This is a genomic window from Modestobacter sp. SYSU DS0511 (genome assembly GCF_054050755.1).
This window is the reverse complement of the sequence record NZ_JBJGZY010000001.1, coordinates 96,318-117,132: the sequence shown is the minus strand read 5'-3', so window position 1 is coordinate 117,132 and position 20,815 is coordinate 96,318. Positions and strand designations below refer to the sequence as shown.

Genomic DNA, 20,815 nt, shown 5'->3' with positions numbered 1-20,815 from the left:
TCAAGGCCGCGGTCGCGCGTTACCGAACCGCAACCACTCAGCGGTGGGCCGGCGCCCGCGAGGCGCAGCACCGGGCGCCCGGCGCCCTTCCTGGCGGGAAGCGGGCACGCGGCGCACAGCGCCCGACTGCTCGCCCGCAGCGGGTGGCGCGCGGGCGGGCGTCAGGGGCGGCTCAGGGGGCGGGGCTCAACCGGCGGTCGGGGTGCCGGCTGCCGGCACCGGGGCGACCGGGAGGCCGGCCACCGGGATGTCGCTGCGGGCCGACTCGTAGACGGACTCCTCGTCCAGGAAGCCCTCGATCGCCATCAGCGCGGCACCCAGCCGGCCGGAGAGGTCCGGCGCGTCGCTCACGGTGATCTCGAGCGTGCGGGCGGCCAGCGGCAGCGACCGGCCGTAGACCGCCTCCCGGATCCCGGCCAGCAGCGGCGGCCCGGCCTGGGCCACCCCACCGGTCATCACGATCCGGTGCGGGTTGAAGAAGTTGACCAGGCTGGCCAGCACGGTGCCGATCGTCCGCCCCGCGTTGCGCACCAGTTCCAGCGCGGGCCCGTCGCCGTGGGCCGCCAGCTGCACCAGCTCCCGGGTCGTGGTGGCCGGCAGGCCGGCCGCGATCGCGTCGCGCAGCAGCGCCCCGCCGCCGGCGATCGCCTCCAGGCAGTTCTCGTTGCCACAGCGGCAGACCACCGGGCGCCCGCCGGGTGGGGGCACCGAGATGTGCCCGATGTCCCCGGCGCTGCCCTGCGCCCCGCGGTAGACCTGGCCGTCGACGACGATGCCGCAGCCGATGCCGGTGCCGACCTTGACGACCAGCACGTCCTCGTCGGACCCGGCGATGCCCATCTCGCCCAGCGCCATGACGTTGACGTCGTTGTCGGCGAAGACCGGGCAGTCGTAGCGGGCGAAGGCACCGGGGATGGAGAAGTCGTGCCAGCCGGGCATGATCGGCGGGTGCACCGGCCGGCCGGTGGAGAACTCGACCGGGCCGGGCACCCCGATGCCGATCGCGCAGACGTCCTCGGCCGACAGCCCGGCCTCGGCGAGCACCTGCTGCGCCAGCCGGTCGACCTCGGCCAGCACCGGGCCGGGCCCCTCACCGATGTCGATCGGGTGCCCGACGGTGGCCAGGATCTGCGCGGACAGGTCGGTGACCGCGACGTCGACGCTGGTGACCCCGAGGTCGACGGCGAGCACGCAGCCCGCGCGGCTGTTGAAGCGCAGCAGGGTGGGCGGCCGGCCGCCGGTGGACCAGCCGCGGCCGCCCTCCTCCAGCAGGTTGGCGGCGATCAGCTGGTCGACGCGCGCGCTCACCGTGTTGCGGGCCGCCCCGGTGAGCGCGACCAGCTCAGCCCGGCTCCGCGCCCGGCCGGCGCGCACGTGCCGCAGCAGTGCGCCGGCCGAGGCAGAGGGGTGCGCCACGGCCGCCATGGTCGCACGCTGGAGCCGCGTCCGACGCCTTCGAGCGACCGGTTCGGCACACCCGCTCCCGGCCACGGGAGCCGGTGGGCGAAGATCACCGGGACACCGACGTCGTCTCCAGGAGGGCAGCCGTGACCGCGACCGCGCCGGGCGCCCGGTTCGACGACCTGGTCGCCGGCACCGCGCTGCGCTGCCCGGCCCCGGACCGGGTGCTGGTCGCCGAGCGCACCGACCAGGTGCCCGGCGTGCTGGCCGAGGTGGAGCGCGCCACGGCGGCCGGGAGGTGGGCGTTCGGCTACCTGGCCTACGAGGCGGCCGCCGGGCTGGACCCCGCGCTGCCCGTGGCCCCGCCCACCGGCGGCGGCCTGCCGCTGGCCTGGTTCGGCCTCTGCGGCGCACCCGAGGAGGTGCCGCCGGTCGCACCGTCGCCCGGGGAGCGGCCGCCCGTGCACTGGGCGCCGGACTGGACCGACGACGAGCACGCCGCCGCGGTGGCCGCCGTCCGCGAGCACATCGCCGCCGGCGAGACCTACCAGTGCAACCTCACCGACCGGCTCCGCGCCCGCGACGTCGGCGACCCCGAGCGCCTCTACGCCGACCTGGCACTGGCCCAGCGGGGCGCCTACAACGGCTACCTGGACACCGGCCGGTTCGTGGTCGCCAGCGCCAGCCCGGAGCTGTTCCTCGAGTGGGACGGGGAGCGGCTGCGCACCCGGCCGATGAAGGGCACCGCCGCGCGCGGCCGGAACACCGCCGAGGACGCCGGCCGGGCCGCCGCGCTGCGGGCCAGCGCCAAGGAGCAGGCGGAGAACCTGATGATCGTCGACCTGCTGCGCAACGACGTCGCCCAGGTCGCCGAGGTGGGCAGCGTCGCGGTGCCGGAGCTCTTCGCCCTGGAGCGCTACCCCACGGTCTGGCAGCTGACCTCGGAGGTCACCGGGCGCACCCGGGCCGACGTCGGGCTGGTCGACGTGCTGCGGGCGCTGTTCCCCTGCGGCTCGATCACCGGCGCGCCCAAGCGGCGCACCATGCAGCTGATCGCCGAGCTGGAACCGGGCCCGCGCGGGGTCTACTGCGGCGCGGTCGGCCTGGTGGCTCCGCCCGGCGCCCCGTTCCGGGCCCGGTTCAACGTGGCGATCCGCACGGTGGTGGTCGACCGGAGCACCGGCGCGGCCGTCTACGGCGTGGGCGGCGGGATCACCTGGGGCTCGGACCCGGCCGCCGAGCGCGCCGAGGTGCGGGCCAAGGCCGCGGTGCTGACCGAGCCGGTCAGCGAGCACCACCTCATCGAGACGATGGCCTTCGACGGGAACACCGTGCGGAACCTGCCCCGTCACCTGGCCCGGCTGACCGACTCGGCCGCCTTCCTCGGGTTCGCCGGCGACCCGGACCGGGTGCGCGCCGCGGTGGCCGACGCCGTGGCCGGCCGGACCGCGGACGCCCGGGTCCGGCTGCTGCTGGACCGGGCCGGCGCGGTCACCGTGGAGCTCGCCGACCTGCCGCCGGCGCCGTCCGGACCGGTGCGGCTGGTGGTCGACCCCGAGCCGGTCGACTCCGGCAGCCGCTGGCTGCAGCACAAGACCACCCGGCGGGAGGTGTACACCGCGCGGGCAGCGCGGCACCCGGAGGCCGACGACGTCGTGCTGGTCAACGAGCGCGGCGAGGTCACCGAGACGACGGTCGCGTCGCTGGCCGCGCGGATCGGGGGTACCTGGTGGACCCCACCGGTCGACGTCGGCTGCCTGCCCGGCGTGGAGCGCGGCCGGCTGCTGGACGCCGGCGTGCTGCGCGAGCGGGTGCTGCGGATCGCCGACCTGGCCGGCGCCGAGGAGCTGGCGCTGGTCAGCTCGCTGCGCGGCTGGCGTCCCGCGGTGCTGGTGGACGCTGCGCCCCGCGGCTGACCAGTGACCCACGGGTCCGGGACGTTCGGCTCTCCGGGGCCGCCCGCCGCTGAGCAGGCTGGGCGCCGACGAGGTGGTCAACGCCGCCACCACCGACCCGGTCGAGGCCATCCAGGCGATGGGCGGCGCCGACGTCGCCATCGCCCTCGCCGCCTCCCCGCGGTCGTTCGACCAGGCCCACCGGTCCCTGCGCCGGGGCGGCCGGCTGGTCTGCGTGGCGCTCCCCGCCGACGGCACGATGCAGCTGCCGATCTTCGACACCGTGCTGTCCGGCAAGTCGGTGATCGGCTCGATCGTCGGCACCCGGAACGACCTGGCCGACGTCTTCGCCCTCCACGCAGCCGGCCGCACCGAGGTCGTCTCCGTCGACCGCAAGCTGGACGACGTCAACGAGGCGATGGCCGACGTCCTCTCGGGTGCCATCCCCGCCCAGGTGGTCTTCCAGTTCTGACCGCCCGGGTCGAGACCGGGCCGAGCGGGGTCATCCGGGCCGGGATGACCCCGCTCGAGCCGGGGTGATCATGCCGACGGGCGGCGGGAGGAGCCGCAGGTCCGAGAGTCGGTCGCACACCGCCTTGTCGAGAACCGCCGAACTTCCCGGCCGATCTTCGTGACCCGCGCCACAGAGGACGCGGCGAGGAGCTGCCGATGATCGGGGCATGGCAGCTCGGCTCGCAACGGCGCGGACCTCCACGCAGCAGACGATCACCCCGGAGCTCACCGCCGACACGTGGTGGCGCTCGGCCGTGGTCTACCAGGTCTACCTGCGCTCCTTCGCCGACAGCAACGGCGACGGCATCGGCGACCTGGCCGGCCTGCGGTCCCGGCTGCCCTACCTGTCCTGGCTGGGCGTCGACGCGCTGTGGATCAACCCGCACTACCCCTCCGGCGGCGCCGACGGCGGCTACGACATCAGCGACTACCGCGCGGTCGACCCGGACTACGGCGACATCGGCGACCTGGAGGCCCTCGTCGCCGACGCCCGGCAGCTGGGCCTGCGGGTGGTGCTCGACGTCGTCCCGAACCACACCTCCGACCAGCACCCGTGGTTCCAGACCGCGCTGGCCGACCCCGACTCCCCCGAGGCCTCCCGGTACCACTTCGCGCCCCCGTCGGAGCTGCCGCCGAACAACTGGCGCTCGCTCTTCGGCGGGCCGGCCTGGTCGCGCACCCCGGACGGCCGCTGGTACCTGCACCTGTTCGCCCCCGAGCAGCCCGACCTCAACTGGCGCGACCCGGCGGTGGCCGCGGACTTCGAGCAGACGCTGCGTTTCTGGCTGGACCGCGGGGTCAGCGGCTTCCGCGTCGACGTCGCCTACGGCCTGTTCAAGGACGCCGGGCTGCGCGACAACCCCGGCGTCTACTCCCCCACCCTCTTCGGGCACGGGCCGGAGCAGGCGATGACCTGGAACCAGCCCGAGGTGCACGACGTCTGGCGGCGCTGGCGGTCGATCTGCGACGAGTACCCCGACACGATGCTGGTCGGCGAGGTGTGCCTGGCCGACCCGGCCCAGGTGGCGCTGTACTCCCGCCCCGACGAGATGCACCAGTCGTTCTGCTTCCGGCTGCTCAAGTCCGGCTGGGACGTGGCCGCCTTCGCGGACGGCGTGCGGTCGGCGCTGGACGCCTTCGGCACCGTCGGCGCCCCGGTCTCCTGGGTGCTGGGCAACCACGACAAGGACCGGCAGGTCACCCGCTTCGGCGGCGGCGACGTCGGCACCGCGCGGGCCCGGGCGGCGGCGCTGCTCATGCTCGCGCTGCCGGGCTCGGCCTACGTCTACGCCGGGGACGAGCTGGCGCTGCCGCAGGCCGTCGTCCCGGACGAGGCCAAGCAGGACCCGATCTTCCACCGCAGCGGCGGCGCCCGGGCCGGCCGCGACGGCTGCCGGGTGCCGATGCCGTGGAACGACGCCACCGGGGTCGGCTTCTCGACCGACGACGCCGTCCAGCCGTGGCTGCCCGTCCCGGAGGACTGGGGGCGGTGGGCGGTGTCCCGGCAGGCCCGCGACGGCGGCTCGATGCTCACCCTCTACCGGCGGGCGCTCGCGCTGCGCGCGGCCCACCCGGCGCTGGGGTCGGGCGAGGCGACGGTGAGCACCCGCGGCGACGTGCTGACCGTGCGCTGCACCGCGGCCGACGGATCGGTGGTGCGGTGCGTGGTCAACATGGGCGGGGGCACCACCCTGGTGCGCACGGCGGGGACGGTGCTGCTCGCCTCGACCACCCGCGTCCGCCGCTCGGCCGGCCGGGTCGCGCTGCCCGCCGACAGCGCCGTCTGGCTCGCCGAGGACTGACGCCCGCTCCACCTCACCCTGCGCGCCCGGCCACCGTGGGTGAGGCTGGCCGACGGCAGTCGCAACTGTGGAGGGAAGCGCATGGCGCGGGTCGCGGTCACGGGCAGCAGCGGGAAGCTCGGCAGGGTGGTGGTCGACCACCTGGTCGAGCACGGGTGGGACGTGCTGGCGCTGGACCGGGTGCCGGGCCCGCGGGCCGACGTCGAGTCCGCGGTGGTCGACCTGACCGACGCCGGCCAGGCCGTCGAGGCGCTCGGCGGGTTCGACGAGCACGGTCCGGTCGACGCCCTGGTGCACCTGGCCGCCGTCCCGGCGCCGGGGCTGGTGCCGAACGCGGCCACCTTCGCCAACAACATGACCGCGTCGTACAACGTCTACACGGCGGCGCTGCGCGCGGGCGTGCGCAGCATCGTGTGGGCCTCCAGCGAGACGGTGCTCGGGCTGCCGTTCGACGAGGCGCCGCCGTACCTGCCGGTCGACGAGGAGTACCCGCCGCGGCCGACCACCACCTACTCCCTGGGGAAGGCCCTGGAGGAGGAGCTGGCCCGGCAGCTGTGCAGGTGGCACCCGGACCTGTCGATGACCGGCCTGCGGTTCAGCAACGTGATGTACCCCGAGGAGTACGCCGGTTTCCCGGCCTTCGACGCCGACCCGCAGCTGCGCCGGTGGAACCTGTGGGGCTACATCGACGCCCGCGACGGCGCCCAGGCGGTGCGCCGCGCCCTGGAGCAGCGGCTGCCCGGGCCGGAGGTGTTCATCGTCGCCAACGCCGACACGGTGATGTCCCGGCCGACGGCGGAGCTGGCCGCCGAGGTGTTCCCCGACGTCCCGGTGACCCGGGAGCTGGGCGAGCACGAGACCCTCCTGTCCATCGAGAAGGCCCGCCGGCTGCTCGGCTTCGAGCCCGAGCGCTCCTGGCGGAACTCGGGAGCCCGGTGATCACCCGGCTGCTGCTGGTCGGCGCCACCGGCGACCTCGCCGGCCGTTTCCTGCTGCCCGCGCTCGCCGAGCTGAGCGCGGCCGGGCGGCTGCCCGAGGACCTGCAGCTCGTGGGGGCGGCCGAGCAGGACTGGGACGACGCCCGGTTCGCCGAGCACGTCGCCGCGCGGCTGCACGAGCACGCCGGTGACGTGCCGCCCGCCGTCCGGCAGGGGCTGGCGACGGCCGCCCGCTACCGCCGGGTCGACCTCGGCGAGCCGGGCACCGTCGCGGCCGCGGTCGGCGCGTTCGCCGGTACCGGTCCGGTCGCCGCGTACCTGGCGCTGCCCCCGTCGCTGTTCCCCGCCGCCGTCCGGGCCCTGGGGGCGGCGGACCTGCCGCCGGGCAGCCGGATCGCGGTGGAGAAGCCGTTCGGCCGGGACCTGGCGGACGCCCGGTCGCTGAACGCGCTGCTGGCCGAGGCGACCGGCGGCGCCGAGCGGGCCGCCTTCCGGGTCGACCACTTCCTGGGCATGCCGGCGGTGGCCGGCCTGCCCGGGCTGCGCGCGCCGGGCAGTGCCCTGGCCGCGCGGTGGGACGCCGAGCACCTCGCCCGGGTGGACGTCGTCTGGGAGGAGACGCTGGACGTCGGGGGCCGCGCCGGGTTCTACGACCGCACCGGCGCGCTGCGTGACGTGCTGCAGAACCACCTGGTCCAGGTGCTCACGCTGCTGGCGATGGAGCTGCCGGCGACGCCGGCCGAGGACGACCTGCACCGGGTGCGGCTGGAGCTGCTCCGGTCGGTGCGGGTACCCGAGGTGGCGGCCACCCGCCGGGCGCGCTACACCGCCTCCCCCGCCGGGCCCGCCTACCTGGCCGCGGACGGCGTCGACCCGGCCCGGGGCACCGAGACCTTCGCCGAACTGGTCCTCGAGGTCGACACACCCCGCTGGGCCGGCACCCGCTTCGTGCTGCGCACCGGCAAGGCGATGGCGGCCGACCGCAAGCGCGTGGTGCTGCACCTCCGGACACCCGTGCCCCCCGAGTGCCCGGCGGGGGTCGAGCGGGTCGCCGACGACCGGCTGGAGATCGCCCTGGACGGCGCGCACCAGGCCACCCCCGGGTTCGCGGTGCACGCCCCGGGTGAGCGCACCGCCTACGGCACGGTGCTCGCCGACGTCCTCTCCGGCGGCACGCGCACCGCGGTCAGCGCCGCCGAGGCGGAGGAGGCCTGGCGCTTCGTCGACCCGGTGCGGCGTGCCTGGTCCGCCGGCGAGCCGGTGCTGCTGGAGTACCCCGCCGGCTCCGCCGGGCCCCGCGCCAACGGCTGACCCGCACGGCACCGGCGGGCTCCGGCGACCGGCGCGGCGCCGCGTGCGCGGCGACGACCCGGATGCCAGGATCCGGGTCGTCGCCGCTGCCGTCGTCGGGCCCTCTCGCCGTGGTGGCCGACGCCCGTCCGCCGACCCGGCCCGGCCCTGCGTGACCGGGCCCGCCGACCCACCCGAGAGCGAGGCCCGATGACCAGGACGCCAGGCACCCGGCCCGACGCCGGATCGAGCTCGCCAGGCCGGGCGGGCGGCCTCGCCTCGCTGATGCGGCCGGTGAACGCCGTCGTCGAGCGGTACATCCCCAGTGCGCTGGTCTTCGCCGTCGTGCTGACGTTCGTCGTGGCCGCGCTGGCGCTGCTCCTCACCGATGCCGGCCCGATCGAGGTCCTGGACGGCTGGGGCGACGGGCTGTCGGGGCTGCTGGCCTTCATGACCCAGATGGCGCTGATCCTGCTGCTCGGGCACACGCTGGCCAACACCGGGCCGGTGCGGCGGCTGCTGACCCGGCTGGCCGCCGTACCCCGGACGGCGCTGCAGGCCTACCTGTACGTCTTCGTGATCGCGGCGCTGGCCTCGCTGATCACCTGGGGGCTGGGCCTGGTCGTCGGTGCCCTGCTCGCCCGCGAGCTCGCCGTCCAGGGCCGGGAGCGAGGCCTGCGCCTGCACTTCCCGCTGCTGGTGGCCGCCGGCTACTCCGGCTACGTCATCTGGCACATGGGCTACTCCGGCTCCGGGCCGCTCACCGCCGCGACCGAGGACTCCTTCCTCGCCGAGACGCTGGGCGGGACCGTCCCGGTCAGCGAGACGATCTTCACCTGGTGGAACATCACCGCCGCCGTGGCCACCATCCTGGTCGTCGGCCTCGCGCTGGCCGCGGTCGCACCCCGTGGCGGTGATCGGGTGGTCGAGCTCCCGGCGAGCGTGCGCGACTCCGACGCCGTGCCGCTGGACGACGAGGTGGTCACCCCGGCCGACCGGGTCGACGGCAGCCGACTGCTGACCACCCTGGTCGGCCTGGCCCTGGCCGCCTACCTGGTGCACCACTACGCCGACGGCGGCACCGCCACCCTCGACATCGTCAACTGGACGTTCCTGGCGCTGATCTTCCTGCTGGTCCGCCACCCGTTCGAGCTCATCGCGCTGGTGAAGAACGCCGCCGCCAACGTCGGGGAGATCCTGCTCCAGTTCCCGCTGTACGCCGGGATCATGGGGATCATGTCGACGACCGGCCTGATCGCCGTGTTCTCCGACGCCGTCGTCGACATCGCCTCCCCGGCGACGTTCGGGCTGCTGGCCTTCCTCTCCGCCGGGGTGGTCAACTTCTTCGTCCCCTCGGGTGGCGGGCAGTTCGCCGTCCAGGGCCCGGTCATGCTCGACGCCGCCCAGAGCCTGGGGGTCGACCCAGCGGTCGCGATCATGGCGGTCGCCTACGGCGACCAGTGGACCAACATGATCCAGCCGTTCTGGGCCCTGCCGGTGCTGGCCATCGCCGGGCTCAAGATGCGCGACATCCTCGGCTACACGACGGTGACGCTGATCGCGTCAGGCCTGGTCTTCGGCACCGTGACGCTGCTGCTGGGGCTGCTGGCCTGACCGCCGGGGCGGGTCGCCGGCCCGTTCACCGACTCCTCACAGCGCGGTCACAGAGGCGCCGACCGCCGGCTGCCTCCCCGCGGCACGGTCGGCCGGCCAGCCTCACCGCCCGAGCCAGGGAGATGCCCCGTGCGCCGTCCGTCCCGCCGTGCCGCCTTGACCCTCACCGCCGCAGGTCTGCTCACCGCCGTCGCGGTCCCGGCCGTCGCCGGCACCGCCCCCACCGTGCCGCAGGGCAACGGAACCCAGCAGGCCCAGCTCGTCGGACGCTCCGTCCTGCCGTCGGCCACGTTCGGCGAGCAGGTCCCCTCCGGCGCCCTGGCCAGCCCGGCCAACGGCGTCACCCCGCCGTTCCCGGCCCAGCCGATCCAGGGCTTCTCCGGACTGCTGCGGGACGGCGACGACTGGCTGGTGCTCGAGGACAACGGGTACGGCACCAAGGCCAACAGCGGCGACTTCCTGCTGCGCGTGGTCAAGCTGCGGATCGACACCGCCACCCAGCGCACGACGGTGCTCGACGGTGGCTTCAGCCTGTCCGACCCCGACCGCAAGCTGCCGTTCCCGCTGACCCGCAGCGACCGTCGGCTCACCGGCGCCGACCTGGACCCCGAGTCGTTCCAGCGGATGCCCGACGGCACCTTCTGGATCGGCGAGGAGTTCGGCCCCAGCCTGGTGCACGTCGACGCGAAGGGCCGGGTGCTGTCCGCACCGGTCCAGCCCGAGGGCGTCCGCTCCCCCGAGGCCTGGAACCTGGACGGCGCCACCCCGACGCTCGCGTCGAGCAGGGGCTTCGAGGGGATGGCGCTGGGCGTCGACGGCCACACGCTCTACCCGATGCTGGAGGGCGCGGTCGCCGGTGACGACCCGGCCACCCGCCGCATCTACCGCTTCGACACCACCACCGGTCGCTACACCGGGCTCAAGGCGAAGGTGAAGTTCGAGGTCCCGGGCAACGCCCTGGGCGACATGGTGGCGCTGGACCAGAACCGCTTCCTCATCCTGGAGCGGGACGGCGGCCAGGGGCCGACCGCCCAGCTCAAGGCCGTCTACCTGGTCGACACCCGGGACATCGACCGGGACGGCTACGCCGACAAGCGGCTGATCGCCAACCTGATGGCCATCCCGGACCCGCAGGGCGTCGGCGGCACCGCGGGCGGCTACTTCACGTTCCCGTTCGTCACCATCGAGCAGATCGCCGTCCTGGACGACCACCGCATCGTCGTCGGCAACGACAACAACTACCCGGGCTCGGCCGGGCGCACCGCCGGCGTGCCCGACGACAACGAGTACGTGGTGATCCAGGTGGACGAGGACCTGCAGGTCGACCCGGCGCTGACCGCGATCAACGCCCGCGGCCGCCGCTGACCACCACCGGACGCCGCGGGGCCCGCCAGGTCGTCGACCTGGCGGGCCCCGTCGTGTGCGGTGACCGTGATCAGGCGGCCTGGCTGCCCTGGTTCCAGGCGGCGCCCTGGAGCTGCCGGCGGATCTTCGGGCCCCCGGTGGTCATCTTGTAGAGCTTGGCCACCTGGGCCGGGGCGTTCGCCGGGGTGGTCTCGGCCAGCCAACCGTTGGGCAGCGACAGCCGGAGCACCTTGTGCCAGGCCGACGCGACCTGACGCGGCAGCGACGCGGTGTGGTACCGCAGGCCGTAGCGGGCGAACAGATCGCGGATCTGCGGGGCGATCTCGGCGTACCGGTTGCTCGGCAGGTCGGGGAACAGGTGGTGCTCGACCTGGTGGGAGAGGTTGCCGGTCATGATGTGCATGGCCTTGCTGCCGGAGATGTTGGCCGAGCCGAGCATCTGGCGCAGGTACCACTCACCGCGGGTCTCCCCGTCGATGGACTTCTTCTCGAAGGTCTCCACGCCCTCCGGGAAGTGCCCGCACATGATCACCGAGTGCGACCACAGATTGCGCACCACGTTGGCGGTGAAGTTGGCCGCCAGGGTGGGCAGGAACGACGGCCCGGACAGCGCCGGGTGGACGACGTAGTCCTTGGTCATCTGCTTGCCGATCTTCTTCAGCACCTGCTTGCCGCGGGCGCGGAAGCCGGGGTCGGCCCGCCGCTCCTTGGTGGCCAGGTTCTTGCCCAGCTCCAGGTCGTAGGCGGCGATGCCGTACTCGAAGAAGCAGGCGTTGACGAAGTTCCACACCGGCTGGAGCAGGTACATCGGCACCCAGCGCTGGTCCTCGTCGACGCGCATGATGCCGTAGCCGAGGTCGTTGTCCTTGCCGATGACGTTCGTGTACGTGTGGTGCAACTCGTTGTGCGAGTGCTTCCACTGCTCGGCCGGGCTGGCCATGTCCCACTCCCACGTCGTGGAGTGGATCTTCGGGTCGCGCATCCAGTCCCACTGCCCGTGCAGGATGTTGTGCCCGATCTCCATGTTCTCCAGGATCTTGGCCACCGACAGGCCGACGGTGCCGAGCACCCAGGCCGGCGGGAACTTGGAGAACAGCAGCACCGCCCGGCTGCCCAGCTCGAGCTTGCGCTGGACGTCGATCACCCGGCGGATGTAGGCGGCGTCGGACTCGCCGCGGCTGTCCATCACGCCCTGACGAATGGCATCGAGCTCACGCCCGATCGCCTCGATGTCCTCGGGGGTCAGGTGGGCGACGGGGTTGTCGGGCTTCTTCTGCAGGACGGTCACGAGGTGGCTCCTCCGGAGTGCTCGGTCGGGTGGGTCAGTGGTCGATGTCGCAGGCGCCGGCGGCGGCGCTGATGCAGGTCTGGACGAGCACGCCGTCGCCGGGGGCGGCGACGGTTAGCTCGCCGTTGCGCAGATCGCGGACGGCGCCCTCGCGCAGCGGCAGGACGCAGCCGTAGCAGATGCCCATCCGGCAGCCGCTCGGCATGAGCAGGCCGGCCTCCTCCGCGGCGTCGAGGATCGGGGTCGAGCCGTCGACCTCGATGTCCCGGCCGGACTTCGCGAAGGAGACGGTGCCGCCCTCACCGGTGACCAGCACGCGGGGGCGGAAGCGCTCGGTGTAGAGCCGGTCGGCGATCCCCTCGGTGGCCCAGTGCTCCTCCAGCGCCTCGAGCAGCCCGATCGGCCCGCACGCCCAGGTCGACCGCTCGGCCAGGTCGGGCACGAGGTCGGCCAGGGCCGGGGCGTCGAGCAGCCCGTCGGTCGCGGTGTGGCGCTCGACCAGCCGGATCCGGCCGGCAGCCGCCAGCTCCCGCAGTTCCCGGCCGAAGATGACGTCGTCGGCAGTGGGCGCGGAGTGCACCAGGACGACGTCTTCGTGCTCGTCGACGTGGTTGCGCAGGATGCCCATCACCGGCGTGATCCCCGAGCCGGCGGTGACGAACAGCGCCTTGGCCGGCCGCTCCGCCGGGAGCACGAAGTCACCGGTGGCCTGGTCGAGCTGGACGATCGTGCCGGGCTCGGTGCGGTGCACCAGGTGGTTGCTGACCTTGCCGTCCGGGATCGCCTTGACCGTCACGGTGAAGCAACCGTCGGCCCGGCCGAGCACCGAGGTGATGGAGTAGGCCCGCCACAGCCGCACGCCCTCGACGTCGACGCCGAGCCGGACGTACTGGCCGGGGGTGTGCGGCAGCCAGTCCCGGCCGGGGCGGATCACCAGGGTCGCGGCGTCCCGGGTCTCGCGGTGCACCGCCTCGATGCGGCCGCGCAGCGCGGCGCCGGAGCGCAGCGGGTCGACGAGGTCGAGGTAGTCGCTGGGCAGCAGCGGCGTCGTGACCAGCTCGGCCAGCTTGAGCGCGCGGTCACGCAGCGTCGTCAGGACCGGACGGGCGGTGCCCGGGCGCGGGACGGTGGCTGTCATGAACTGAGTCTTTCCCAGCCTCGCGATCAATCACCTGTCAATCGGACGTGAATCGAACGGTAGCTTCTGTTCGCCCAGAACAAAGGAGCCCCGGGAATGACCGCTGACCCACCGGCCCCGCCGATCGCAGACCCGATGACCTTCCCACCGGCCGTCGCCGCGGCGATGCGTGCCGAGCTGCCGTCGGTCGCCGAGCGCACCGTGGCCAGCATCGTGGTGGAGGTGCCCAGCTACGCCGGGGCGTTCGCCGGGGAGATGGGCCAGGCGATCCAGCGGGCGGTCCAGGTCGCCCTGGGCGGGTTCCTCGAGCTGGCCAACGACGGCGGCGGCGTCGACCCCAGCCGGCCGATCGCGCCGGCGTTGGCCGGGGCCTACGCCCTGGGCCGGGGAGAGGCACGCAGCGGCCGGTCGATGGACGCGCTGCTGTCGGCCTACCGGGTGGGTGCCCGGGTCTCCTGGCGGCACATGAGCGAGACCGCGGTGGCCGCCGGCCTCGACGTCGCCTCGCTGGCGCGCTTCGCCGAGCTGGTGTTCGCCTACATCGACCAGCTCTCGGCCGCCAGCGTGGCCGGCCACGCCGACGAGCTGGCCACCAGCGGGCGGGTGCGCCAGCACCACCTGGAGCGGCTCGGTGCGGTGCTCCTGGCCGGCCGTCCGCTGCACGACCTGACCGCGGCCGCCGAGCGGGCCGACTGGTCACCGCCGCGGACCCTCACCGCCGTCGTGCTGCCCGAGCCCCGGGCCCGCGGTGCCCTCGCGCTGCTGGACGGCCGCACGCTGCAGGTCACCGAGGAGGCGGCCGGCCCCGGGGGTGAGGAGGAGCGCGCCGTCCTGCTGGTGCCCGACGCCGGAGGCCGGGCCCGCCCGGGCCTGCTCCGCCTGCTGGAGGGGCACGAGGCCGCCGTCGGCCCAGCTCGGCCCTGGCACGACGTCGCGGCGTCCCACCGGCGGGTGCTGCGTGCGCTGCGCCTGGGGCCGCCGCCACGGGGGAAGGCACCCCTGGACACCGAGGCGCGCCTGGTCGAGCTGGTGCTGCGCGCCGACGAGGAGGCGCTCGCTGACCTGCGCGCCGCCGTCCTCGCCCCGCTGGACCAGGTCACCCCGGCGACCCGGGAGAAGCTCGAGGCGACGCTGCGCTCCTGGCTGCTCCACCACGGCCGCCGGGAGCGGATCGCCGCCCAGCTGTTCGTGCACCCGCAAACCGTCCGCTACCGGATGGGCCAGCTGCGCCAGCTGTTCGGCGACCGGCTGGACGACCCGGCGACGGTGCTGCAGCTGACGCTGGCGCTCGGCTGCGCGCCGCAGGACCCCGCCGGCTGACAGAGTGGGCAGGTGCACCGCTGGCCCGCCACCCCCGCTCCCGATGCCCTCGGCGCCGTGGTCCACGGCCCGGTCCTGCTGGCCCGCTCCCCCGGCATCGCCGCGGGGCTCCGGTGCGTGTTCGCCCACCCCGGCGGCCTGCACCTGCCGATCGTGGTCCGAGCGACGGGCGTACAGGCCGAGGCCGCCGGACGGCGCACCTTCCCCCGCCGCAAGGGGGAGCCGCAGTCGTGGTCCGGCCTGCTGGTCACCCTCACCGTCGACGGCGTGACCGGGCCCGCCGATCCGGTCGGGCCGACCTCCAGCGGCAGCATCGACTCGTTCCGCTCGGAAGGGTCCTACTGGGCAGGCGCCCTGCCACGCGACGGCCGGCTGACCCTCACCGTCGGCTGGCCGGCGGCCGGGCTGGCGGAGACCACCACGGTGCTGCACCTCGGGCCGCTCGACGACGTCGCTGACCGGGTCGTGTCCCTGCTCTGATGCGCCTGCCCGGAGGCCGGGTCACGCGGCTCGGCCCAGGCGGGCCAGCACCCGGGTCGTCCGGTCCGCGCCCGGCGGCGGCTCGACGGCGGGGGCGCAGATGCCGTCCAGGTACAGCGCCTCGCCGAATCCGTCCGCGCCCTGCTCGATGCGGTCCAGCTCCGCCTCGGTGAGCGCGGCGTCCAGGCCGGTGGCCCGGGCGACGTCCCAGCGGTGCACCACCATGTCCCACACGTAGAACTGCTCGAAGGTCGCGCCGATCGTGGTGGGCCCGAAGAAGCCGTCGTACCCGCGGCCGACCACCTCGTCGTCGGCGACCAGCTCGGCCACCCGCCACGTGTGGGCGGCCCAGGCGCCGGCCGGGTCCCCGGCCAGGTCCGGCACCGGGCCGACGTCCAGCCCGTGGCCGGCGAAGAGCTCGCGTTGCGTGTCCACCAGGTGCGCGACGACGTCCCTCGCCGTCCACCCCGCGCACGGCGAGGGGCTGGCCCACGCCTCCGCGGGGACGTCGGCGAGCAGGGCGGACAGCGATGCCGCAGCGGCCGCGTGGGCTGTGGCGGTGGGGTTCGGGGCGGTCGGGTCCGGGGCGGTCGGGTTCGGGGCGGTGGGGTTCGGCGCGGTGGTGTCCATGGCCGCAGCCTGGCCGGGTGCGGCAGGCTGCGTCTTGATGAAAGCCGACAGCGGACCGACGCGGCTGGACCTGGTCGAACGGGCGCACCTCAGGGAGCCCGGCGACGCCTCGCACGCCATGTACCGGTACGAGCCGGACCCGGTCGTGCGTGGGCTGCTGCGCCGGTTCTGGATCCCGGTCTGGTCGGTGCCGCCGGGCCGGGAGGCGGTGCAGCGGGTGCTGCAGTACCCGGTGTCCCTGCTGGTCGTCGCCGACGGGTACGCCCGGTTCTACGGGGTCACCACCGGGCTGTCGACCACCACGCTGGCCGGCGACGGCTGGGCGGTCGGCGTGATGTGCACGCCCGCCGCCGGCACGCTGCTCACCGGCACGTCGATGGCCGAGTTCACCGACCGGTACGTCGACCTGCCCGACGTCCTCGGTCCGGGAGGTGTCGCGCTGGTCGACCGGGTCCGGACGGCGATGGCCGCGGACCCGCACGCCGGACGCGCCCACGCGACCGCGATGGCCGCGTTCACCGACACGGTGCGCCCCCGTCTGCCGGTGGACGCCGAGGGCGAGCTGGTCGACCGGGTGGTCGCCTTCGTCGAGGAGCGCTCCGACGTGCTCCGGGTGGCCCAGGTGCACGCGGAGTTCGGGCTGTCCGAGCGGGCCCTGCAACGGCTGGTCCACCGCCGCCTCGGCCTGACCCCCAAGTGGCTGATCCAGCGTCGCCGGCTGCAGGAGGCCGCCGAACGGCTGCGCGCCGGCGGGACGACGCTGGCCGAGACGGCCGCGGTGCTCGGCTACGCCGACCAGGCGCACTTCGTGCGCGACTTCTCCCGGGTCACCGGCACCACCCCCGGCCGGTTCGCCGCCGGCCACCGGGCCTGAGCGTGGTCAGCCGCGCAGCGCCCGGGTGACCTTCCGGACGCCGAGGACCGCCCCCGCGGCGCCGGCGACCCAGGGCCCCGCCACGAGCACCGGGTCGAGCAGCTGGTGGCGCTTGTCGGAGCGGCCCGACCGGGACCGCAGGCCACCGTGCGTGGCCTCCGCACGGACGCCGGTCGCCGGCACGTCGGGGCGTGCGGAGGCGAACGACCGCAGGTGGCTGCCCCAGGCGTCGACCCGGTCCCCGGCGATGAGCAGCAGCCAGTGCGCCAGCCGACCCTCGCCGAACCGCTCGTAGGCCAGCCCGCGGATCGCCCCGGACACGCCGTGCAGCGGCTGCGCGGTGCCGAACACCGGGGTCACGAAGGCGTGCTCGATCGACCGCTCCCGCGCCTCGCCGCCCGGCTGCCGGTCCGGGAAGTCCCAGTGGGCGCCGGTGTCGGCCGGGTACTGCAGCTTCGGCGACGAGGGCCGGTCGGCCGGGTCGAGGTCGACGCCCCAGCCCGGGATGCGTGCGCGCAGCTCCTCCCGGCTCGGCGGTGGGGTGCGCTTGTCGCGGACGTAGGGGCTGGGGACATCGGCGGGCTCGGGGCTGCGCTCGGTCATCGTGGTCGCTCCCTCAGTTCGCGTTCGGCACGATCAGCGGCTTGATGCAGCCGTCGAGCTTGGCCGAGAAGACGTGGTAGGCCTCGGGGATCTCCTCCAGCGGGAAGCGGTGGGTGACCATCTGCCGCGGGGTCAGGTGACCGTTGCGCACGTGCTCGAACATCCGGGGCCACTGCCGCTTCACCGGCGTCTGGTTCATCCGCAGGGTGAGGCCCTTGTTCATCGCATCGCCGAACTTCACCGCGTTGGGGACCGGGCCGTAGGCACCCACCACCGAGATGGTGCCGCCCTTGCGCGCGGAGTCGATCGCCCAGTTCAACGCCGTCGGCGACCCGCCCTGCAGCTTGAGCTTGGGCCCGGTCAGCTGCTGGGCGAGGTTCCCGTCGGCCTCCGCGCCGACCGCGTCGATGACGACGTCGGCGCCGAGGAAGTCGGTCTGCCGCTTCAGCTCGACCACGACGTCGTCGACCTGGTCGTAGTCGAGGGTTTCGGCGTAGGCCATCTCCCGGGCCTTGGCCAGCCGCTCGGGGAGGTGGTCGACGACGATGACCCGGCCGGCACCCATCAACCAGGACGACTGCGCGGCGATCAGCCCGACCGGCCCGGCGCCCAGGACCACCACCGTGTCCCCCTCGGTGATCTCACCGAGCTGGGCGCCGAAGTACCCCGTGGCGGCGGCGTCGGTCAGCAGCACGGCGTCCTCGTCGTGCATCCACTCCGGGATGCGCACCGGTCCGACGTCGGCGAAGGGCACCCGCACGTACTCGGCCTGCCCGCCGTCGTAGCCGCCGGTGGTGTGCGAGTAGCCGTAGATGCCCCCGACCGCGGTGGCGTTGGGGTTCACGTTGTGGCAGTTGGAGTACAGCCCGCGGGCGCAGTACCAGCAGGAGCCGCAGAAGATGTTGAACGGCACCATCACCCGGTCGCCGACGGCCAGGTTCTCGACCGAGGAGCCGACCTGCTCGACCACGCCGATGAACTCGTGGCCGAAGGTGTGCCCGATCCGGGTGTCCGGCATCAGCCCGTGGTAGAGGTGCAGGTCCGAACCGCAGATCGCGGCCAGCGTCACCCGGACGATTGCGTCGTTGGGGTGCTCGATGCGGGGCATCTCCTTCTCCTCGACCCGCAGCTTGTAGGGCCCTCGATAGGTCATCGCCCGCATCGGTCCTCCTGAGCTCGCGCGCCACTGGTGCGTGGCCTGGGGACTGTCCACTTCCGGGGCCCGCCAACCCTCCGTGGCACTCCCGCGCCACCGGCCGCGCGGCCCGAGTGGCAGCGCACCGCCCACGGCACCAGAGTGAGGGAGGTCCGTGCCGGGCCGGCCACCGCCGGTCACCGGCGCGGGCGGCGCCGGCCCGGGGGTCGGCGTCCGGTGTGTCCGTTCACGGGGGAGGACGGGGAACTGTCATGACGCTCTACGAGCGGCTGGGCCAGGACGTCGGCATCCGCACCGCCGTCGACGACTTCTACCGGCGGGTGGTGGCCGACCCGGATCTCGCCGGGTACTTCGAGGGCGTCGACATGCCCCAGCTGCGCCGTCACCAGACCGCGCTGCTGGTGCAGGTCACCGGCGGGCCGGTCGAGTACTCCGGCCGGGAGCTCGCCGCCGGCCACGACGGCCTGGGCATCACCGCCGACGCCTTCGACCGGGTGGTCGGCCACCTCGTCGACACGCTCACCGACCTCGGGGTGGCCGGCGAGGACATCGGCCAGGTCGGAGCGGCGCTGGGCGCGCACCGCGACGAGATCGTCACCGAGCCCGCGCCGGCCGGCTGAGCCGGCGCTCCGAGGAGACGCCTGTGGACATCCCCGCGATGCGGGCCAGCTTCGCCAAGGCCGCCGCGCACGGCGACGAGGTGCCGCTGTGGTTCTACTCCCACCTGTTCCTGACCCACCCCGAGACCCGGGAGATGTTCCCGGTCTCCATGGCGCACCAGCGCGACCGGCTCTTCGCCGCCCTGGGTGAGGTGGTGGCGCGGGTCGACGACCTGGACTCGCTGGTGCCGATCCTGCAGCAGCTGGGCCGTGACCACCGCAAGTTCGGCGCCGTCGCCGCGCACTACCCCGCGGTCGGCGCGAGCCTGCTGGCCACACTGGAGCACTTCGACGACGAGTGGGACGACGCCCTCACCGCCGACTGGACGGCGGCCTACCAGCTGATCGCGCAAGTGATGCTGGAGGCCGCCGACGACGCCGACGACCAGCCGCCGTGGTGGGAGGCCGAGGTGGTGGCGCACGAGCGGCGCACCATCGACGTCGCCGTGCTGACCCTGGCCCCGCGCCAGCGCCTGGACCACCTCCCCGGGCAGGCGGTCTCCGTGGAGTCCGACCTGCGCCCCCGGCTCTGGCGCTGGTACTCCCCCGCCAACGCGCCGCGGCCGGACGGCTCCCTGGAGCTGCACGTCAAGGCCCGCGACGGCGGCCCGCTGAGCACCGCGCTCGTGCGGCTGGCCCGCGTCGGCGAGGTGGTGCGACTGGGCCCGCCGGTCGGGCAGCTGACCCTGGACACCGACTCCGACCGTGACCTGCTGCTGGTGGCCGGGGGTACCGGGCTGGCGCCGCTGAAGGCGATCGTCGACCAGGTGGCCCGCACCGGCCCGGCCCGGCGGGTCGACCTGTTCGTCGGGGCCCGCACCGAGGACGACCTCTACGACCGCGCGGACCTGCACCGGCTGACCCAGGAGAACCCCTGGCTGACGGTGACCGAGGCCGTCTCGCATGACAAGACCTCGACGGTGGAGCACGGAGACGTCGCCGACGTCGTCCTCCGGCACGGACCGTGGACCGGGCGGGATGCCTACGTGGCGGGCAACCCGGCCATGGTCGAGGACACCGTGACCCGGCTGCACGCCGCGGGTCTGGCGATGAGCCGGATCCGCACCGAGGTGTTCGCCGCCAGCCGACAGAGCCCGACCCTCGATGGGAAGGTGACCGAATGACCACCAGTGAGCAGGCTCCCGGGTCCCCGACCGGCGGCCCCGACCACCGGCTCACCCCGGACGACGTGCGCAGCGCACGGTTCTCGCACGGCTCCCTGCTGCACCCGGGGTACACCGAGGCGGAGGTCGACGGCTTCGTCGACGTGGTCGCCGAGGAGGTCGCCCGGCTCAGCGGCGAGAACGACCAGCTGCGCGCCCAGCTGGCCCACCTCGAGGCACAGCTGAACGAGGCCGCCGCCCGGCCCTCCCCCAGCGACCAGGCCGTCGGCATCCTGGCGACCGCGCAGCGGACCGCCGACGCCTACGTCGCCGAGGCGGAGGAGTTCAGCCGGCAGATGACCGCCGAAGCACGCGCCCAGTACGAGGAGCACCTCGGCCAGGCACGGGACAAGGCGGGCGCGATCATCCAGGCCGCGCAGGAGGCCGCCACCCGGGTCGTCGGCGACGCTCCCCGCCCGTCCGCCGGCCAGCCGGAGACCGAGCAGCTGCAGGAGCAGATCGCCTACCTGCGCGCGTTCGGGCAGGCGACCCGCACCCAGCTGCGCGCCTACCTGGAGGCGCTGCTGGCCGACGTGGAGAAGGAGTGGGGCGCCGCCCACCCGGCGGGTCTGCCGCCGGTGCCCCGGCCGGCCCCGGGCCAGCGGGCCGACGCCCAGCCGGCGACGTTCGTGGCCAACGCGGCCGGCGTGGCCCCGGGCGAGCGCGAGGGCTGATCGCGGACCCGG

General features: G+C 74.6%; 19 protein-coding genes. 13 read left to right on the top strand and 6 right to left on the bottom strand.

The window, feature by feature from the left end; all coding sequences use genetic code 11:
* Positions 1–186: 186 nt before the first annotated feature.
* Complete coding sequence (locus tag ACI783_RS00540; RefSeq protein WP_457138623.1) at positions 187–1,416, bottom strand: ROK family transcriptional regulator; 1,230 nt, start codon at positions 1,414–1,416, stop codon at positions 187–189.
* 131 nt (positions 1,417–1,547) lie between these two features.
* Here ACI783_RS00540 and pabB point away from each other — a divergent pair, with 131 nt between their 5' ends.
* The 7 genes from pabB (at position 1,548) to ACI783_RS00505 (ending at position 10,818) form a co-directional block, all read left to right on the top strand.
* Positions 1,548–3,317 carry an aminodeoxychorismate synthase component I gene (pabB, locus tag ACI783_RS00535; protein WP_457138622.1) on the top strand — a complete coding sequence of 590 codons (1,770 nt, stop codon included), beginning with the start codon at positions 1,548–1,550 and terminating at the stop codon, positions 3,315–3,317.
* A gap of 49 nt (positions 3,318–3,366) precedes the next feature.
* Positions 3,367–3,768, top strand: coding sequence for a zinc-binding dehydrogenase (locus tag ACI783_RS00530; RefSeq protein ID WP_457138760.1), 402 nt, complete (start codon positions 3,367–3,369; stop codon positions 3,766–3,768).
* Positions 3,769–3,976: 208 nt separating this feature from the next.
* The gene (locus tag ACI783_RS00525) at positions 3,977–5,611 is read left to right on the top strand and encodes a glycoside hydrolase family 13 protein (RefSeq protein ID WP_457138621.1); all 1,635 of its coding nucleotides are present in this window, start codon (positions 3,977–3,979) and stop codon (positions 5,609–5,611) included.
* An 81-nt stretch (positions 5,612–5,692) separates the two neighbouring features.
* Positions 5,693–6,550 (top strand): NAD-dependent epimerase/dehydratase family protein, encoded by an 858-nt coding sequence (locus ACI783_RS00520; protein ID WP_457138620.1) that lies wholly within the window; start codon positions 5,693–5,695, stop codon positions 6,548–6,550.
* Complete coding sequence (locus ACI783_RS00515; RefSeq protein ID WP_457138619.1) at positions 6,547–7,860, top strand: glucose-6-phosphate dehydrogenase; 1,314 nt, start codon at positions 6,547–6,549, stop codon at positions 7,858–7,860. The genes ACI783_RS00520 and ACI783_RS00515 overlap by 4 nt, the downstream gene beginning before the upstream one ends.
* A 189-nt stretch (positions 7,861–8,049) precedes the next feature.
* The gene (locus ACI783_RS00510) at positions 8,050–9,453 is read left to right on the top strand and encodes a short-chain fatty acid transporter (protein WP_457138618.1); all 1,404 of its coding nucleotides are present in this window, start codon (positions 8,050–8,052) and stop codon (positions 9,451–9,453) included.
* Positions 9,454–9,582: 129 nt separating this feature from the next.
* The gene (locus tag ACI783_RS00505) at positions 9,583–10,818 is read left to right on the top strand and encodes an esterase-like activity of phytase family protein (protein WP_457138617.1); all 1,236 of its coding nucleotides are present in this window, start codon (positions 9,583–9,585) and stop codon (positions 10,816–10,818) included.
* Positions 10,819–10,888: 70 nt separating this feature from the next.
* On the opposite strand, the gene ACI783_RS00500 is transcribed toward ACI783_RS00505, so the two are convergent.
* Together ACI783_RS00500 and ACI783_RS00495 are read right to left on the bottom strand one after the other, a co-directional pair.
* Complete coding sequence (locus ACI783_RS00500) at positions 10,889–12,106, bottom strand: fatty acid desaturase family protein (RefSeq protein ID WP_457138616.1); 1,218 nt, start codon at positions 12,104–12,106, stop codon at positions 10,889–10,891.
* Positions 12,107–12,140: 34 nt separating this feature from the next.
* Positions 12,141–13,244, bottom strand: a complete 1,104-nt coding sequence (locus tag ACI783_RS00495) for a ferredoxin reductase (RefSeq protein ID WP_457138615.1) — start codon at positions 13,242–13,244, stop codon at positions 12,141–12,143.
* A gap of 96 nt (positions 13,245–13,340) precedes the next feature.
* Here ACI783_RS00495 and ACI783_RS00490 point away from each other — a divergent pair, with 96 nt between their 5' ends.
* The gene (locus ACI783_RS00490) at positions 13,341–14,564 is read left to right on the top strand and encodes a PucR family transcriptional regulator (protein WP_457138614.1); all 1,224 of its coding nucleotides are present in this window, start codon (positions 13,341–13,343) and stop codon (positions 14,562–14,564) included.
* A gap of 12 nt (positions 14,565–14,576) precedes the next feature.
* On the top strand, positions 14,577–15,044 hold the full coding sequence (locus ACI783_RS00485) for a hypothetical protein (protein WP_457138613.1): 468 nt from the start codon (positions 14,577–14,579) through the stop codon (positions 15,042–15,044).
* Between the two features lie 21 nt (positions 15,045–15,065).
* Here ACI783_RS00485 and ACI783_RS00480 read toward each other — a convergent pair whose 3' ends face one another.
* A complete protein-coding gene (locus tag ACI783_RS00480; protein ID WP_457138612.1) occupies positions 15,066–15,674 on the bottom strand; it encodes a TIGR03086 family metal-binding protein in 609 nt (202 codons plus the stop codon).
* A gap of 37 nt (positions 15,675–15,711) precedes the next feature.
* Here ACI783_RS00480 and ACI783_RS00475 point away from each other — a divergent pair, with 37 nt between their 5' ends.
* Positions 15,712–16,548, top strand: coding sequence for a helix-turn-helix domain-containing protein (locus tag ACI783_RS00475; RefSeq protein WP_457138611.1), 837 nt, complete (start codon positions 15,712–15,714; stop codon positions 16,546–16,548).
* A gap of 6 nt (positions 16,549–16,554) precedes the next feature.
* On the opposite strand, the gene ACI783_RS00470 is transcribed toward ACI783_RS00475, so the two are convergent.
* The gene (locus tag ACI783_RS00470) at positions 16,555–17,151 is read right to left on the bottom strand and encodes a hypothetical protein (protein ID WP_457138610.1); all 597 of its coding nucleotides are present in this window, start codon (positions 17,149–17,151) and stop codon (positions 16,555–16,557) included.
* 13 nt (positions 17,152–17,164) lie between these two features.
* A complete protein-coding gene (locus tag ACI783_RS00465) occupies positions 17,165–18,304 on the bottom strand; it encodes a zinc-dependent alcohol dehydrogenase (RefSeq protein ID WP_457138609.1) in 1,140 nt (379 codons plus the stop codon).
* A gap of 254 nt (positions 18,305–18,558) precedes the next feature.
* On the opposite strand from ACI783_RS00465, the gene ACI783_RS00460 reads away from it, so the two are divergent.
* The 3 genes from ACI783_RS00460 to ACI783_RS00450 are packed head-to-tail and all read left to right on the top strand — an operon-like array spanning position 18,559 to position 20,803.
* Positions 18,559–18,927 carry a group I truncated hemoglobin gene (locus ACI783_RS00460; protein WP_457138608.1) on the top strand — a complete coding sequence of 123 codons (369 nt, stop codon included), beginning with the start codon at positions 18,559–18,561 and terminating at the stop codon, positions 18,925–18,927.
* A gap of 23 nt (positions 18,928–18,950) precedes the next feature.
* Positions 18,951–20,090 carry a globin domain-containing protein gene (locus tag ACI783_RS00455; RefSeq protein WP_457138607.1) on the top strand — a complete coding sequence of 380 codons (1,140 nt, stop codon included), beginning with the start codon at positions 18,951–18,953 and terminating at the stop codon, positions 20,088–20,090.
* Positions 20,087–20,803 carry a DivIVA domain-containing protein gene (locus ACI783_RS00450; protein WP_457138606.1) on the top strand — a complete coding sequence of 239 codons (717 nt, stop codon included), beginning with the start codon at positions 20,087–20,089 and terminating at the stop codon, positions 20,801–20,803. The genes ACI783_RS00455 and ACI783_RS00450 overlap by 4 nt, the downstream gene beginning before the upstream one ends.
* Positions 20,804–20,815 lie beyond the last annotated feature (12 nt).